Source organism: Alistipes sp. ZOR0009 (genome assembly GCF_000798815.1).
In the GTDB taxonomy this organism is placed as follows: domain Bacteria; phylum Bacteroidota; class Bacteroidia; order Bacteroidales; family ZOR0009; genus Acetobacteroides.
The window spans coordinates 1-15,978 of the sequence record NZ_JTLD01000050.1 but is presented as its reverse complement, the minus strand read 5'-3'; the positions used below and the strand labels follow the sequence as shown (position 1 = coordinate 15,978).

Genomic DNA, 15,978 nt, shown 5'->3' with positions numbered 1-15,978 from the left:
CATTTAAAGTCGTCGCAAAATAGGAAAGTATTTTATAACTTAATTTCGTTTAAAGCTAAAACTATTTTTTTAACAAACTGGTCGATATCATGAGGTTCCGTATCCCAAGATGTCATCCACCTTGCTTCATTCAATTCTTCATTCCACAAATAAAAGAAAGATGTCTCCTGCAAAATGGGTGTTAACTCTTTCGGAAAAGTTACAAATACTGCATTTGCATCAACGGACTGGGTTATTGATATACTTGGTATATTTTTTACGCTGTCAGCAAGGTAACTAGCCATTAGGTTGGCATGCATCGCTGTTTTTATACAATGATTATCTGTTAAGTAAGCAATAAATTGTGCACTTATAAAACGCATTTTAGAAGCAAGTTGCATCGCTTGCTTTCGCATGTATTTAAATCCACTTACAAGATTAGGATTTAAGAATATGGTAGCCTCTCCCAGCATCATCCCATTTTTTGTTCCTCCAAATGAAACAACATCAACTCCAAGATCTGTTGTAAAGGACCTAAAGGGAAGTCTCAAAGTGGCAGCGGCATTTGATAGCCTCGCTCCATCCATATGCAAAAACATTCCATTAGCATGCGCAAAATCGGCTATTTCCTTAATTTCGTCAGTTGTATATATCGTCCCTAACTCGGTAGTTTGAGAGATACTAATAGCTCTAGGTTGAACATGGTGCTCAAATCCAACATTTTCTAAATGTTTTTTCACCAACGTTAGGTCCAATTTTCCATTGCAGGTCGGAACCGTAAGCAGTTTGAAACCACCATGTTTTTCGGGAGCTCCACATTCGTCCACATTAATGTGAGCCAAATCTGTACAAATCACCGCTTCGTAAGATTTTGTAATTGAAGAAAGGCTCAAAACATTGGCTGCTGTACCTAAAAACACAAAAAATGCTTCAGCTTGCTCCCCAAAATGCTGCTTAAATAGAAGCTCTGCTTTACGAGTATACTCATCATATCCATAGGAAGAGACATGTCCTTGGTTAGCCTCTATAATCGCATTCATTATCGTAGGATGAATGCCTGAGTAGTTATCACTTGCAAATGATTTCATAAGTAAATATTTTTATCAAACTGCAAATGCAACATTACTAATCATTTGCATTTGCAGCCGAAAATAAAAAAGGGATGTATAAATATAACCATCCCTTTTTCTATCCTAGTAAATAAAGTCTGAAAACTGCTAAAATTCCGAAGTAAAGTGGAATTTTATATTCTTAAACTTATCTTGTGCCATTTGTAATGAGTAGGGAGAATCTGCTAAAAATACATTTCTCCCATGCTTATCTAACGCCACGTGGGTATACTTACGACGCATAAAATCTTCAAGTTCATCGGCATTGTCACTTTCAATCCAACAGGCCTTATATAAAGAAATAGGTTCGTAGCGGCACTTTGCACCATACTCATGCTCCAATCGGTACTGAATCACATCAAACTGAAGAGCCCCAACGCAACCAATAATCTTACGTCCATTCATTTTTAGAGTGAATAGCTGCGCCACACCTTCATCCATTAGCTGATCAACACCTTTTGCCAGCTGCTTAAACTTTAATGGATCCGCATTTTCAATGTACTGAAATAACTCGGGAGAAAAGCTAGGAATCCCCTTAAAGTTTATCTTTTCGCCTTCTGAAAAAGTGTCCCCAATTTTAAAGTTTCCTGAATCGTGCAGACCAACGATATCGCCAGGATAAGCAAAATCAACGATTTCCTTTTTTGAAGCCATAAATGAGTTTGGGCTAGAAAAGCGCATGGACTTACCACTGGCCACATGAAAATAGGGCTTATTTCGTTCAAATACGCCAGAACAAATTTTTAAGAATGCAATTCTATTCCGGTGATTCGGATCGATATTGGCATGTATTTTAAAGATAAAGCCAGAGAGTTTATTCTCAAATGGATCAATTTCTCTCTCGTCAGTAAAGGTAGGCTTTGGAAATGGAGCAATATCACAGAAACAATTAAGCAACTCCTTTACACCAAAGTTATTAAGGGCTGAACCAAAAAACACAGGAGCCAAATCACCTTTTAGATACTCTTCGATAACAAATTCAGGATAAATACCTTCCACAAGTTCGACATCCTCCCTAAGCTTATCAGCGAACTCGCCTACATACTCATCCAAAACAGGAGAATTAATATCCTCAATATTTATGACCTCATCGGCCAATACTGTTTTATCTTCGGAGAAAAAGAGGTTTAGATTGCGCTCGTACATATTATAAACGCCTTTAAAAGTAGGCCCCATGCTTATTGGCCAACTTAACGGACGGGTTTTAATCTTCAACTCAGCCTCTACCTCATCTAGAAGTTCAAAGGGATCCTTTCCTATACGGTCAAGCTTATTGATGAATACAATGACAGGCGTTTTACGCATTCTGCAAACCTCCATAAGCTTTCGAGTCTGCGTTTCGACCCCTTTTGCACAATCTACCACAATAATAACGCTATCAACAGCAGTTAAGGTTCTAAATGTATCTTCCTGAAAATCTTGGTGACCTGGAGTATCCAAAATATTCACCTTAATGTCGTTATATTCAAAGCCCATCACTGATGTTGCCACAGAAATACCGCGCTGACGCTCAATTTCCATGAAATCTGATGTTGCCCCTTTCTTTATTTTGTTAGACTTAACGGCACCTGCGACATGAATAGCACCTCCAAATAGAAGTAACTTTTCTGTTAGTGTAGTTTTACCAGCATCAGGGTGACTTATGATAGCAAACGTTCTACGACGTTTAATTTCTTGCTCTAGGCTCATTTCTTACTTTTGAATTTTCAAGTTTGCAAAATTAGCAGTCTTCGTGGATATTACCACCTCTTGAATTAAAAAGGTCGGCACAAAACCGACCTTTTTATTATGATTCTATTATTTTAAAATTCTTTAATAATTGCTCTATGAATGTCCTTTATAAGATCGGGACCATGATAAATAAAGCCAGTGTAAACCTGAATCAAGTAAGCGCCGGCCCTTAGCATGTTCAACGCATCGTCAACGCTCATGATTCCGCCAACTCCAATAATAGGCATTTGCCCATTGGTTTTCATACTAATATAACGAACAACCTCTATAGACCTGCTTGATAAAGGTTTACCACTCAAACCGCCATTCCCAATTTGATCCAGCTTATCCTGTCTTAGCGACAACCCCGTTCTTTTAGTCGTCGTATTAACAGCAACAATTCCATCCAAAGAAAACTGATTGATTATGTTAAGCGAATCATCTATTTGTTCGAAGCTCAGATCGGGAGATATCTTTAGTAAGATTGGTTTGTAAGCAGACTTTGTTTTTCGAAAGCGAACTAACTTTTCTACAATCTCTCCGAGAGAATCTGTGTTTTGAAGTTTTGATAAGTTCGCAATATTGGGACAGCTGACATTTACTACAAAATAGTCCACCTTGTCGTATAGAGCCATAAAACATTTTTCGTAGTCATCCGCTGCATTTTCATTTGGAGTTAGCGTATTCTTTCCAATATTACCTCCAATAATCAAGCCCTCTCGATACGATTTGCTCAAATTATTTGCAATTTCCTCTACACCAATATTATTAAATCCCATACGATTAATAATCGCATTATCTTTTATCAACCTAAATAAGCGTGGTTTAGGATTGCCTTTTTGAGCCTTAGGCGTCGCAGTTCCAACTTCTACAAAACCAAATCCTATTGCATCAAAAACATCATAGCCAGTTGCATTTTTATCTAAACCAGCAGCTAATCCTACTGGAGATGGAAATTTAATTCCCCACACAGTGCGCTCCAACTTTTCGTTGCGTACTTTGTACAATTTTCCTACAAGATGCATCATACCAGGTACTTTACGCCATATGTTTAAGATACTAAAGGTAATATGGTGTGCAGTCTCTGGAGAGAAAAGAAATAAAAAGGGACGTACTAATAGTCGATACATGAAATTAGTTTTATGCAAAGATAGTAATTAGTCTTCTGATGGCGTGTAACTTCTGAAAGTTCTATCATTATAAAATACAACAATTCTTTCAACATCTTTTCCAAATAACGACTCAATTCGTTGATCATTGCTAGACATGACCGATTCATCTCCCGGATGGTTATTAGATAAAAAGCTGTTAGGCTTTCTATTTTCAGAAATAGAAACCTCTTCTTGTCGCTTAATCTCGTCGTTTGATGCATTTTCGCCTAAAGGAGTCGGATTTAGGACAGGACTGTCGAACAAAGATGCTTGAACCATTTGCTTATACATCTCACCTTTACCGAGAATGAGCCATTCAGAGTTAACACGCGGAAACTTTGAAAGAACCTTCGCTATAAAATCGAAACTAGGCTTATTGCGGCCCGATATTATATGAGATATACTAGAGCGCTGCACACCAATTAAGTCTGCAAACTTAGCAGGAGTTAGCTGTTCTGCTAGTAGAAGTTTGTCCAAACGATCATTCATGGATGAAACTTTAATATTTACAAATGTAACAAATAAAAGCGAAAACAACCCATTCCTTTTAATTACATCTGTAATTTATATTTAATTACATTTGTAATTATCCGATATGGCGGTAAATATGGTAGTATGGTAGATACAGGACATGTTGTAGATCAATTATGGCTTTATTCCCACTTAATACTACACGAGAGTAGCACCAATCTGCAATATTAGAGCCTACTTTTAGAGTAAAACGGGGGACGTTATAGTCCCTTAAAAACAAATAAAATAAAAGTTTAAATAAATAAGCCTAAAATACTGGTTATTATGATTATAAACTACGCATAACAGGTTATTAGTGTTAGTTTATAAAAACAAGACCAATATAATTAAACTACAAAAGCATATAAAACAATTTAAAGCGCTCATTATCAGATATTAAAACACAAAAACTTAGGCGGGATACATTTGTAACACCCTCTGCATTAACAATGCTAATAAACAATCTCAACTCTTACCAAATCACCTTGGATTGATTTACATATGTATTAAACATAGTACTCCTTTCTTGTTTACATATGTAACAAGAGTGACCTTAATTGTATTTTACGATGTAAATTCTATAAGAGATAAGCATATTAAAACAAAAGCGAGTGCTTAACATAATCGTTAAGCACTCGCTTCAATATATTAAAAGGTTTGACAATAAGCCGGGTCCTGTTACTCTCTCGAGTTTCCGCCATTTATCTCGACTAATAGTCACCTATTAGCTCTAGCGACCTACCCTCCGGCTCGAACGAGCAGCCCTCAAGCGCCGGTATACATGGTCTTGCAGCTCACCAGTCGTACGGCTAACCATGTTGCCATGATTACCGGTAGGCTCTTACCCTACCTTTTCACCCTTACCTTGTAAACAAGGCGGTTATTTTCTGTTACGTTAAACTATACCCTTACGAGTATCTTCCCGTTAAGAAGCGTGATGCTCTACGCTGCCCAGACTTTCCTCTAGCAGTTGTACTGCTAGCGACGGAATGTTAAACCTTATTAATATTTCATTTTAAAATAACAAGAGTAGCTCCATAGCCATACTCTTTAAATGAGGCATCCTGAAATTTGAGCTTTGGATAACTTCGTTCAAGTGTTTTACGCACCTCATTCTTTAACTTTCCATTCCCAACTCCATGAATAAAAACAATACGCTTAGTTTTTGCACGTATTGCCCCCTCTAAGGTTGTCGTAAATCGAGCCATTTGAATTTCGAGAATCTCTCCATTAGACATTCCTTCCGAATTATCGACAAGCTCATCGATATGCAAATCTATCTCTTCTTGCTCTGTTGTCGATTTGAGATTTAATTTAGGCCGTATATCTTTTTTCTCTTTGAGAGATTGTTCTAGCTCCTTTTTAGTAATGCTTGAAACAGGCGTATTTGGCTTACTGCTTGTTGCAACGGTAAATATAACCGCTGGCTCTTCAAAATATTCTGTCTCCTTAAAAGAATTTGCTTTTACAAACTTCAATGGAGTCAACTCTAGATTGACCTGTTCTGGAGGCAACGGTAAAAAATCTCTGTTTTTAAAGTAGATAATGCTAACATTAAAAACCTGCAACTTTGAAAAATCATCCCGAGTAAGTGTACAAATTCGTTCTTTGTAATCTGATTCCATAATACCAGATCCAATGGGCTGCAGCAACTCTTTGTCTGTCCATTTACCAACAGAATAGGCAATTCTGTAATCGCTATCATTAATAATATACAAATCTAACTCTGAATTGGCCGGGTTTTGCTTGTTAAATGGCACAAATGCCAGTAGCACATTATAATTATTGGTAGAAGGATCAATTGCCTCGACCTCCTTTCTTTCAGGAATAACAAAATCGTCAAACTCTTCATCATCCTCACTTGCAAGATCTTGCTTCCCAGTAGAAGAAGGAGTCGGTTTTTGAATGTAACTGCTGCTTGCAAAAGCGCTATCCTTTTTCTCGTCTATAACAACTACCTCGCTAATTGGCACCGGAATGTCAAAACCATCTTCATCCTGCACCGCAACAATATTCTTATTCAAAAAACGAACAACAATACCGCCTCCTGTAGAATTTAAGAATCGAACTTTATCGCCTATTTTACAATTCATTACCAGAAACTTAATGAGTAATTCCTAATTGGAGAGCAAAAATAGTTAATTTTGCGAGGTTTATAGTAAAATTAAAAGCTTAAAATGACGAATAAGCACCCGCATATCCCAATTAGCAGTTACAATTTTGAATTGCCAGACGAAAAAATAGCCAAGTACCCGCTAGCCGAACGAGACTTGTCTAAACTCCTATTTTACGACGGAGAAAATATTGATAATAAAAACTTTACTGATTTGCCTTCTCTCCTAAATTCTGGAGATCTACTCGTGTTTAATAATACGAAGGTTATACAGGCAAGGATGATTTTTACCCGAGCAACAGGAGCAAAAATCGAAATATTTTGCTTAGAACCAGCCAACAACTCCGACTATGAAACCATCTTTCAATCAAAAGGTTGCATTGCATGGAAGTGTATTGTTGGTAATCTCAAAAAGTGGAAAGAGGAAATACTCGAGAAAAAGCTTGATATCAACAGAACAGCTGTAACCCTCAAGGCTGCCCGCCTTGAACAGCTAGCTGACAGCTTGGTAATTATGTTTAGCTGGGACGGCGATTATACCTTTAGCGAAATTCTTGAAGCAAGCGGAAAAATACCAATTCCACCTTACTTAAATAGAGATACGGAAGAAATTGACTTAAATAGATATCAAACGGTTTATTCAAAACATAAAGGTTCAGTTGCTGCTCCTACTGCAGGTCTGCACTTCACCCCCTCTATCATAAATACGCTAAAGGAGAAAGGCATTGACAGCACAGAGCTAACCCTTCATGTTGGTGCAGGCACCTTCAAGCCTGTCAAAACTGATGATGTTGCAAATCACGAAATGCATACAGAACATTTTACTGCAACGCTAAAAGCTATTTATGAACTTAAATCACATTTAGGTAACATAATATCGGTTGGCACAACAAGCTTAAGAACCCTTGAAAGCTTATACTGGTATGGTGTACGAATTATCAAGAATAAGACACCTGACTTCGAAAAGCCAATACAGCAGTGGGAGCCGTATTCAAATCAAGAAAACTACAGTGCGAAGGAGGCTCTTAATGCGCTCATATCATACTTAGAAAAAAACGAAATGAGCGAACTCCATGCATCTACCCAAATAATAATTGTTGGGGAGTATAGCATTAAAATGATAAAAGGACTAATAACCAACTTTCACCAACCTCAAAGCACACTGCTTCTACTTGTTTCTGCCTTGGTTGGAGATGAATGGAAGAACATCTACAAGCACGCATTGGAGAATCAATATCGCTTTTTGAGCTATGGAGATAGCTCACTACTACTTCCTTCAAAAATGAGAAAACAAAACAAATAACAAGTCCTGACAATGAAATTTAAACACCTCGTCTGCCTATTTCTATGCATTGCATCGGAAGCTGGTATAGCGCAAATAAAGCCAACACTTAACGGAAGTTGGTTAGGAGCCATAATACTCGATCAAAAAGAAAAAGGGATGGACGTGCCTTTTAATTTTACGATAAAAGGAGGTAGTCCGTCTCTAATAACCATTTCAACAGCTAATGATAAAATAAAAGTTACAGAAATATTTGAAGAGGGTGATTCTATCCTATTTAAAATGCCTGTATTTGTAAGCGAGTTTACCTTTAAAGCAAAAGGTGATAGTCTTGTAGGCCTTTACTATCCAAAGGGAAAAGGTAAAGGGGCACCCTATAAATTTTATGCATTAAAAGGTAAAACGGATAGATTTCCTTGGTTTACGGAAGCTCCAAAATCCAACATTAGTGGGCGCTGGAAATATATCCTAAACCCCAATACAACAAAATCGGACACCCTTGTGGCAGAATTTAAGCAGCAAGGATCCAGATTTACAGGTGCAATCCTCGATCCAACTGGAGATATGCGCTTTTTAGAAGGGAAAATAGCAGGCAATAAATTCTACATGTCAGGATTTGATGGTGGTAGAGCCTCCATCTTTACAGCTGAGATAGACGGCAACGGAAACCTTGTAAAAGGGAAAATGATGACAAGCCCTGCTAACAAGCCCTCATGGATGGCCATAAAGGATCGTAATGCCCAAATAGCAGCAAGTAAAGACATCATCCGAATCAAAGATGGAGTGAAAAACTTTAAGTTTACTGTAAAAGATATGTTTGGGAAAACATTCACTTCCGATGACCCGAGTTTAAAAGGAAAGGTACTCGTAGTACAAGCATCTGGCTCTTGGTGCCCAAACTGTTTGGACGAAACTCGCCTCTTCCAAAGCCTCTACGAAAAATACAGGAACAAAGGCCTAGAAGTGATATCCCTAATGTTTGAGGAAAAAGACTTAGAAAGTTCAGCATACCGCATGCAACGGTTTATTAACCAAACTGGGGCGAAATACCGCTTTTTCTATGCAGGATCTCGAAGCAAACAAAATAAGGAAGATGTTCTCTATCCGTTTGAGGGAGTTGTTGCATTCCCAACAACTGTATTTATTGATAAGAAAGGAGAAATGCGGACAGTACACACCGGTTTTTCAGGACCAGGAACAGGAAAGCATTACGACGAGCTCGTCAAAGAAACAATCAAAATTATAGAAGAACTACTAAACGAATAAAAAGATCAAAAGGAGGTTATCCCTCCTTTTTTTATACCCTTTAATGTAATATTTACCACAAAAATGGCTTACTTAAACGGTAAAATCCTTGAAATATGCACAATATTAGCTGAAAAGTGAGAAAATACCATTTTATTTAGGCATCTTTGTAAATAGTCTATCTATGTTTTAATATTGACTTAATTTCGATAGCATGGGTATAATATTCAACTAAATCATCAAAAATGGCAAAATCCAAGGAGTCGTGGAACAAGAAAGAGGTACGCAACAAAAAAGAAAAAAAGCGTAAGGATAAGGAAAACAAAAAACTAGAACGCAAGGAAGGTGGAAAAACTTCTTTGGACGATATGATTGCTTACGTAGACGAGAATGGAATGATAACCTCTACGCCTCCCGATCCTACTAAAAAAGTTGAAATTGAATTGGAGGATATTGCTATATCAGTTCCAAAGGCAAGCGAGTTAGAACCCGAAGATTTACTCAGAAGAGGTATTGTTACCTTCTTTAACGAGTCGAAGGGCTACGGCTTTATTAGAGATCTGAAATCAGAACAAAGCATATTTGTGCATGTGAACGACCTTATTGACACCATAAAAGAAAACAATAAGGTGGTTTTTGAAGTGCAAAAAGGGGCAAAAGGTCCTGTTGCCGTAAAAGTAAAAATTGATAGATAGTAATTTCCGAATAGCAAAATAAAGAGCCGAGGTTGTTTTTCCTCGGCTCTCCTTGTTTTTACGCAATAAGCCCTAAAAAACGAAGACAAACTTTTTTGCAGCAGTTTCTTAACTTTTATATTCTGCCCTTCACTTCCATAAAAAGGCACTATATTTGCACCTTACTTAGAATCATTTCAATTAAAATGTCGCACGTTAGGGTTAACACGGGATTAAAGCTTACCGACTGGCTTCCGACCTCGAAAAAGGAAATGGAAAAACGCGGATGGGACGAAGTGGATGTGGTGCTTTTCACCGCAGACGCCTACATCGACCACCCCTCGTTTGGAGCGGCTGTTATTGGCAGAATTCTTGAATACGAAGGCTTTAAGGTTGCCATAGTTCCACAACCAAACTGGCAGGACGACCTGCGTGACTTCAAAAAATTTGGAACTCCTCGCCTATTTTTTGCCGTTAGCGGAGGTAGCATGGATAGCATGGTAAACCACTACACCGCCAACCGCCGCCTACGTAGCGATGATGCCTATACGGCAGGCGGAAAGGCAGGACAGCGCCCTGACTACGCGACGTACGTTTACAGCCGTATCATCAAGCAGCTGTACCCTAACATTCCGCTCATTATCGGAGGTATAGAGGCGTCACTTAGACGCCTGACTCACTACGACTACTGGCAGGACAAGGTAAAGCCCTCCATTTTAGCGGAATGCGGTGCCGATCTTTTGGTGTACGGAATGGGTGAAAAAACCATTGTAGAAATAGCCCGAAGATTAAATGAAGGATACACCATAGAGAGCCTTACGGACATCCGCCAAACGGTGTTTACACTTCCAAACGATACCGACCTAAGCCATTTAACACCACTGATACGCCTAAATTCATTTGAAGAATGCGTTGAAAACAAAACAAAATTCGCGCTTAACTTCAAGCATATAGAAGAAGAATCAAATAAATACCATGCAGCCTTTCTGGCTGAAGCGTATGGAGATAAGATGGTGGTGGTGAACCCTCCATATCCCTTCCTAACCGAAGAGGAAATAGATCACAGTTTTGACCTTCCGTACACCCGAATGCCCCATCCTCGTTACAACGGTAAAGGGCAAATTCCGGCATACGACATGATAAAATTTTCGGTAAATGCCCACCGAGGCTGCTTTGGAGGGTGCTCCTTCTGCACCATTTCCGCTCATCAAGGAAAGTTTATATCCTCCCGAAGCGAAGACTCGATCCTGAAAGAAATACGCGCCCTAACCCAGCATCCCGATTTCAAAGGCTACCTCACAGACTTAGGCGGACCATCTGCCAACATGTACAAAATGGAAGGCCGCGTAAAAGAGATGTGTGAAAAGTGCAAAAGGGCCTCATGCATATTCCCCAACGTTTGCCAGAACCTCGACAATAACCACGCCCGCCTACTAGAACTCTACAAAAAAGTTCGCAAAATAGACGGCATAAAAAAGGTATTTGTAGGCAGCGGCATTCGTTACGACCTGTTTATGAACGGTCTTTATAAGAGTGGAGAAGCAAACCGCAGCTACTTGGAAGAAATTATGCTCCACCATGTATCGGGACGATTGAAAGTTGCCCCCGAACACACCTCTGACGAGGTGCTTAAAATGATGCGCAAGCCATCGTTTAAGCTATTCGAGCAGCTAAAGGCCGACTTCGAGACCATCAACCAGAAGCATAACCTAAAGGAGCAGCTCATACCCTACTTTATTTCGAGCCACCCTGCTTGTGAAGACAAGGATATGAAAAACTTGGTAGATCTTACCAAAAAGCTCAACTACAAGCTGGAACAGGTTCAAGATTTCACCCCAACTCCAATGACGTTGTCATCAACCGTATTCTACACAGGAATAGACCCATACACGTTGGAAAAAGTTTACACTGCGACTTCTCGCGAGGAAAAATTACGGCAGCGCGACGCCTTTTTTTGGTACAAAAACGAAGGAAAGCCAACGGGCAACCGTCCATCATACACTGCGAAATCAAAAAAACTCGGAGGCAAAGAAGCGTTTAGAAGTAAAAATGAAAGTACCCGCTACAAAGGACAGGATGTTTACAAAAAAAAACACGGCAAATAAAAAACACCCCATAGCAAGAATATCGCTCAACCCAAAAGGTTGAACGATATTTTATATACCCCACCCTTTTATTAACTTTACTAATAACACTATTTTAGCAAAACAGTCTCTTAATAAAAGCAAATTAACTTAAGATATGTGTATAAATAGTTAACTCAGAGACATCATTTAGCTACTTTTGCTTTTGGAATAATAAATTATGGGGGCATGATTACTTATTTAGATAGAAATGAATTCAACTACAGGGCTGCAGCAGTTCTGGAAAAGACGTTAAAGGAGTTTGATCCTAGTCTACTTTGTTTTTACACCCGGATTCACGAGGAAGGAAAAAAAAGTGTTTTCTCTGATTTTATCGCTAAGCAGTATCAAGTTGACGAAAGGCAGGTGATTTTAGGCTATGGAGGCGAAAGTATTCTTAAAGATGCCATACACTACTTCTTAACAGAATCGTCAAACAAAAAGATCTTGCTACCAAAATATTCGTGGTGGTACTACAAGTCAATTGCAAAAGAAGTTGATGGAGTTAGCGCTCAATATCCTCTTATCGAAAAAGGCAACTCTTTTGAATATGACTTCGACGAGTTTGAGAAGATCGTAAAAAAAGAACAGCCAAAGGTTATACTAATTGCATCTCCTAACAATCCTACAGGAAACGCACTTTCGGTAAACGATCTAAAGCGATTGCTCGAGAGAATCGACAAGGAAACCGTTGTCATTATTGATGAGGCCTACTCCTCTTTTGCCAATGAAGATGATAGCTACATCAAAGACCTCATAAGCGAGTATTCGAACATACTAATTGTTCGTACCCTATCTAAGTTCTACGGAGCGCCTGGCTTAAGACTTGGATTTGCATTTGCGGGACAAATGATCTGCAAAAAATTCCTTCCATTTACGACCAAGTACCTTGGATACAACAGGCTCTCGGAAGAGCTAGGCATTGCCATTTTAAAAGCAACCGATTACTATAGAGGTATTGCGAATGAAATGCAGCTAGAAAGGGAAAAGTACTACAGCCAGATAAGGCCTCTTGAAGGCTTTAAGGTGTACGATTCGTACGCAAACTTTATACTGGTTAAATATCCTATCGAGCTAAAAAATAAGCTTAACAACGAGTTTTTGGAGAAAGACTACATAGTTAAGTTTATGAATGAGGAGGATATCAATACCCACATGCGCATCACGTTAGGAATGCCTAAACACAACCAGGACATTCGTGATATTATTATTCGTGTAGCAAATCAACGTTCAGAATCTAATGAAAGCCATAATACTAGCTGCGGGGACAGCGTCGAGGCTACGCCCATTAACAAATAACACCCCTAAATGCCTTCTTAAAGTTGGCGATAAAAACCTGCTTCAAAGAACGATTGATGCGCTTTTAAAGAATGGAATTAAGGAGTTTGTTGTAGTTACTGGCTACCTACACCAGCAAATTGAGGATTTTATAAGCAGCACCTACAAGGACTGCCGCTTTACCTACATACACAACGAAAAGTTTGCTGCGACCAACAACATCTACTCGCTTTGGATGTGCAAAAAGGCGGTGCAGGACCAGGATGTGCTGCTGCTGGATAGCGACATTCTTTTCGACTCTAAGATTATAGCACACCTAATTGACGCAAAGTATCCTAACGCTTTGGCGTTAAACGACCACCCTCTTGGCGAGGAGGAGATAAAGGTTGTGGTTGATGCCGATGGAAAGATGATCGAAATCAACAAAACCTGCGATCCTAAAAGTGCCATTGGAGAGTCGATTGGTATCGAAAAAATGTCGGTGGCCTACCAGACTGCGCTATTTGCAAAGCTCGATAAAATGATTTTAGAGGAAGGCCTTGACAACGTTTTCTACGAAAAAGCCTTCGAAAGGCTGATAGCCCAAGGGCACACCTTCAACATTGTTGACGTAACCAACCTATTTTCGATGGAGCTGGATACCGTTGAAGATTTTGAGAATGCGGTTAATACCATACCCTGCGAGCTGGCCTAAATCCATTTCACCATTTACACCACCAAGATAGCATGAGAATACTGCTTTTTTGTGAAAACAAATACGCCATAGATATCCTCTCGCCCCTACAGCGCGAAGCCGAAAAAGGAGATCACCACGTTTTATGGTACGTACACCGCAAGCGTATAGAAAATTTTCCGCTAAAGGATAGCGTAAAGTGGACGAACAGCATACAGGAGGCTTACGATTTTGCTCCCGAAGCCGTTTTTTGTCCGGGAAACATCGTGCCCTACTACCTTTCGGGCGTTAAAATTCAAATTTTTCACGGCTACGCAGCCGAGAAAAAAGATCACTGGGTAATACGCCGCTACTTTGACACCTACTTTACCCAAGGCCCATTCTTTACCCAAGGCTTTGAGAAACTGGCAAAAAAGTACCGCGATTTCGAGGTGGTAGAAACCGGCTGGCCAAAGCAGGACTGGATAAAAGAGCATTTCCACGATTTTGACTCCCAAAAGGAGGAGCTGCTGCAAAAGCATGGTAAGAAAACAATGGTGCTCTACGCCCCAACCTTCTCCCCTTCGCTTACATCGCTACCCCACCTAAAGGAGGCGCTGGCCGATTTTGTCAAGCAGCGCGATGTGCTGCTGCTGCTCAAGTTTCACCCGCTGACAAAGCAAGAGTGGATTGACGAATACAAGGAGCTGGCCCGCCAAGAAAAAGACATCATCTGGATAGACCAGAACAACGTTACCAAGTTTATGCTAATGTCGGATGTGATGATTAGCGATACCTCGTCGACCATATACGAATTTTTGCTGCTTAACCGCCCCGTAATAACCTTTAGAGCTGCCTCTAAGGAATTTTACTGGGAAGATATACAGGAAACCAGCCAGCTGTGCCAGGCCTACGATAAGGTGCTAACCGACAAGGAAAGCATCGCCAAGCGCCAATGGGTGGTAGACAACTACGATCCCTACCTCGACGGAAAGGTGTGCGAACGCATGCTACAGGCCGCACAGGACTACATAGGCCGCCATGGAGTGCCCGAATCGCGCAAGCTCAACATCTGGAGAAAGTATACCAGCATCAAGACATTTGGAAACGTAAAAAGGCGCTAGCATGTACAAAGTTAAGCTTGTTCCGTACCGCAAAAACCTAGGCGAAATAATGTTTCGCCAAACAAAGGGTAGCAAAGGAGTATCATCGAACGGGAAATACCAATTTTTTATTGACGAAGAGGTAGACTCTCCCGACTTTTGGGTAATACAGGGAAAGGGCGTAAAAAAAACCCAAACCTGCCATGTGGCACCAGAAAACACGCTGCTGCTTACCACCGAGCCCAAGTCGGTGCTGGTTTACCCCAAGCGCTACATCAAACAGTTTGGAAAAATTTGCACCTGCCAGGAGCAAACCAAGCATCGCGACGTGGTGTTTGGCCCGGCCATCCTCCCTTGGTTTGTTGGCTTTACCGAGGATAAGAACGATAAATGCAGCTACAGCCTCACCTACGACGACCTGACGGAGGCACCAGCCCCCAAAAAGACCAAGCTCATATCGGTTATCACCAGCAACAAGGCCTTTACACAGGGGCATTTGGATCGAATTGAGTTTGTGGAGAAGCTCAAGGCCCGCTACGGCGATCAGGTAGATGTATTTGGACGTGGATTTCGCGATTTTGACGACAAGTGGGATGTCCTTGCTCCCTACAAGTACCATATATCCATCGAAAACTCGTCGCAGCCCTACTACTGGACTGAAAAAATTTCGGACTGCTTCCTGGCAGAGACGTTTCCCATCTACTACGGCTGTACCAACCTTTCGGACTACTTCCCCAAGGAAGCCTTCCAGCCAATTGATATACTCGATTTTGATGCGGCTGTAGCCACCATAGATCGGCTACTGGCCGAGGATGCCTACGCCCAAAGCGCCCACGCGCTGCACCAGTGCAAGCAGATGGTGCTTAACCAGTACAACATGTTCGACTACATCGGCTCGCTGCTAGACACGATGAATCCAGCGCTACCCAAGCAGGAGGTAACCATCAATCCGTGCCGATCGGCCGACGACTGGCACAACCTCTACAACCACACCATCAACCGTTCGCTTTTTAAGTGGAAGCAGAAAATAAAGGGGCTTTTTAGAGGAA

General features: G+C 40.4%; 13 protein-coding genes and 1 other RNA gene. 8 read left to right on the top strand and 6 right to left on the bottom strand.

Annotation, left to right across the window (positions count from 1 at the left end):
• Positions 1–32: 32 nt before the first annotated feature.
• The 6 genes from L990_RS13775 to L990_RS13755 form a co-directional block, all read right to left on the bottom strand.
• Complete coding sequence (locus L990_RS13775) at positions 33–1,067, bottom strand: threonine aldolase family protein (RefSeq protein WP_047450525.1); 1,035 nt, start codon at positions 1,065–1,067, stop codon at positions 33–35.
• A 129-nt stretch (positions 1,068–1,196) separates the two neighbouring features.
• Positions 1,197–2,777, bottom strand: a complete 1,581-nt coding sequence (locus tag L990_RS13770; RefSeq protein WP_047450522.1) for a peptide chain release factor 3 — start codon at positions 2,775–2,777, stop codon at positions 1,197–1,199.
• A 113-nt stretch (positions 2,778–2,890) separates the two neighbouring features.
• Positions 2,891–3,928: a quinone-dependent dihydroorotate dehydrogenase gene (locus L990_RS13765; protein WP_047450519.1), complete on the bottom strand. Its 1,038-nt coding sequence runs from the start codon at positions 3,926–3,928 to the stop codon at positions 2,891–2,893.
• 27 nt (positions 3,929–3,955) lie between these two features.
• Complete coding sequence (locus L990_RS19365; RefSeq protein WP_052181026.1) at positions 3,956–4,438, bottom strand: helix-turn-helix domain-containing protein; 483 nt, start codon at positions 4,436–4,438, stop codon at positions 3,956–3,958.
• A 669-nt stretch (positions 4,439–5,107) separates the two neighbouring features.
• Positions 5,108–5,460: RNase P RNA component class A (gene rnpB / locus L990_RS19380), an RNA gene on the bottom strand.
• Between the two features lie 9 nt (positions 5,461–5,469).
• Positions 5,470–6,552 (bottom strand): DUF2027 domain-containing protein, encoded by a 1,083-nt coding sequence (locus L990_RS13755; RefSeq protein WP_047450516.1) that lies wholly within the window; start codon positions 6,550–6,552, stop codon positions 5,470–5,472.
• Between the two features lie 84 nt (positions 6,553–6,636).
• Between L990_RS13755 and L990_RS13750 the strand changes: the two genes are divergently transcribed.
• From L990_RS13750 to L990_RS19360, 8 genes are all read left to right on the top strand, one after another.
• A complete protein-coding gene (locus tag L990_RS13750; RefSeq protein WP_047450513.1) occupies positions 6,637–7,875 on the top strand; it encodes an S-adenosylmethionine:tRNA ribosyltransferase-isomerase in 1,239 nt (412 codons plus the stop codon).
• Positions 7,876–7,887: 12 nt separating this feature from the next.
• On the top strand, positions 7,888–9,120 hold the full coding sequence (locus L990_RS13745) for a peroxiredoxin family protein (RefSeq protein ID WP_047450510.1): 1,233 nt from the start codon (positions 7,888–7,890) through the stop codon (positions 9,118–9,120).
• Positions 9,121–9,344: 224 nt separating this feature from the next.
• Complete coding sequence (locus L990_RS13740; protein WP_047450507.1) at positions 9,345–9,794, top strand: cold-shock protein; 450 nt, start codon at positions 9,345–9,347, stop codon at positions 9,792–9,794.
• A 185-nt stretch (positions 9,795–9,979) separates the two neighbouring features.
• Positions 9,980–11,878, top strand: coding sequence for a YgiQ family radical SAM protein (locus L990_RS13735; protein WP_052181025.1), 1,899 nt, complete (start codon positions 9,980–9,982; stop codon positions 11,876–11,878).
• Positions 11,879–12,085: 207 nt separating this feature from the next.
• On the top strand, positions 12,086–13,195 hold the full coding sequence (locus L990_RS13730) for a pyridoxal phosphate-dependent aminotransferase (RefSeq protein WP_081981716.1): 1,110 nt from the start codon (positions 12,086–12,088) through the stop codon (positions 13,193–13,195).
• Positions 13,137–13,868, top strand: a complete 732-nt coding sequence (locus tag L990_RS13725) for a sugar phosphate nucleotidyltransferase (RefSeq protein WP_047450505.1) — start codon at positions 13,137–13,139, stop codon at positions 13,866–13,868. Before L990_RS13730 ends, L990_RS13725 begins: the two co-directional genes overlap by 59 nt.
• Before the next feature lie 32 nt (positions 13,869–13,900).
• Complete coding sequence (locus L990_RS13720; protein WP_047450504.1) at positions 13,901–14,950, top strand: CDP-glycerol glycerophosphotransferase family protein; 1,050 nt, start codon at positions 13,901–13,903, stop codon at positions 14,948–14,950.
• Position 14,951: 1 nt separating this feature from the next.
• Positions 14,952–15,978: glycosyltransferase family 10 domain-containing protein (locus tag L990_RS19360; protein WP_052181024.1), on the top strand; the 1,027-nt coding region annotated here is incomplete at its 3' end.